The following is a 1,435-nucleotide window of genomic DNA, read 5'->3' as shown; positions in this document are numbered from 1 at the left end:
GGCGGCATGTCTCTCCGCGGAGCGCCCGTGCGCGTCAGCCGCGCTGAGCAGCGCCTCTGTGTTTCCCTGCCTGTCCGGGCAGTTCTTTTATCCGTTCTCGCGCCTCGTCGCTTATATCGTGCCGGTGAATGCCTTCATTTTCTTTCATGCTTCCCATTTTACCTCTTTCCTCTATCTAGTCCACACTTCCTAACATGTTTCGCAGTTTTAAAAAATGGTTTTACTGATACCGCGGCGGCAGTAACCCTTGTAAAAGCAGCGGAAGGTCCGTCCGTAGTGACATTGTTCTGCTTGCAACGGTTGCCGTTTCGTAGTATACTGTCAGTATGGAATACGAAGTAACCGCGACACGCCGCCGCCCACAACGGTTTGAAGACCTTGCCGGACAGGAGTTTGTCGCGTTTACGCTCCGCAATTCGATACAAATGGGTCAAATAGCCCACGCCTATCTGTTTTCTGGACCGCGCGGCTGCGGCAAAACGTCGTCGGCACGAATACTTGCCAAAGCGCTCAACTGCGCGGAAGGTCCCGCCGCGACGCCGTGCGGCGTCTGTACCACCTGCACCGAAATCACACGGGGCGCGTCGCTCGACGTTATTGAAATCGACGGCGCGTCGAACACGAGCGTCAACGACGTGCGCCAAATCAAAGATGAAATCCTGTTTCCGCCCAATTCTTCACGCTACAAAATTTACATTATCGATGAAGTGCATATGCTCTCCACGAACGCATTCAATGCGTTGCTCAAGACGATTGAAGAGCCGCCTCCTTACGTCATCTTCATATTCGCCACCACCGAACTGCACAAAGTACCGGCGACCATAAAAAGCCGCTGCCAGCAGTTTCACTTTCGACTCGTCGCCGTGGAACAGATAAAAAGCCTGCTGTCCGCCGCCGCCGCCGAAATCGGCATTGCCGCCGATGACGAAGCTTTGTACTGGGTTGCGCGGGAATCGACCGGCAGCATCCGCGACGCCTATACGCTTTTTGACCAAGTCGCCTCGTTCTCCGAAGGGCATATCACCTATGATAAAATCCGCGGTAAACTGGGGCTGGTCAGCACGGAACAGCTCAATTGTCTCTGCGAAAGATGCGCAGCGGGCAACAGCGCCGAAGCGCTTGAATACCTCGATGACATATTTTTGGGCGGTGTGTCTGTCGAACAGTTCATCTCGAACACCGCAGGCTACTTCCGCTCGCTGCTGTTTATCAAAAGCGGCGTAACGAAAGAGTCCCTACTCGGATACTCGAAGAAGCGATTTTCGCCCGCAGTGCTTCAGACGTGGAACGACGCGTGCCTAGAACGGGCACTTTCACTTTTTCTTGCGCTCTACCGTGACATACGCTATTCGCTCAACCCTCGTGCCGAAGTTGATTTAGCGGTGTTCCGCCTGTGCTGGCTTTCCACGTGGGTGTCTCCCGCTGAACTGAAGGC

The 1,435-nt window shown here is 54.5% G+C and carries 1 protein-coding gene; it reads left to right on the top strand.

Features of this window, described 5'->3' with window-relative positions:
• Nucleotides 1–326: 326 nt before the first annotated feature.
• The coding region (gene dnaX / locus AWU74_RS05540; RefSeq protein ID WP_162504882.1) for a DNA polymerase III subunit gamma/tau at nucleotides 327–1,435 on the top strand (1,109 nt) is incomplete at its 3' end.

This window comes from Treponema endosymbiont of Eucomonympha sp. (assembly GCF_001028545.1).
This window is presented reverse-complemented; position numbering and strand designations above follow the sequence as displayed.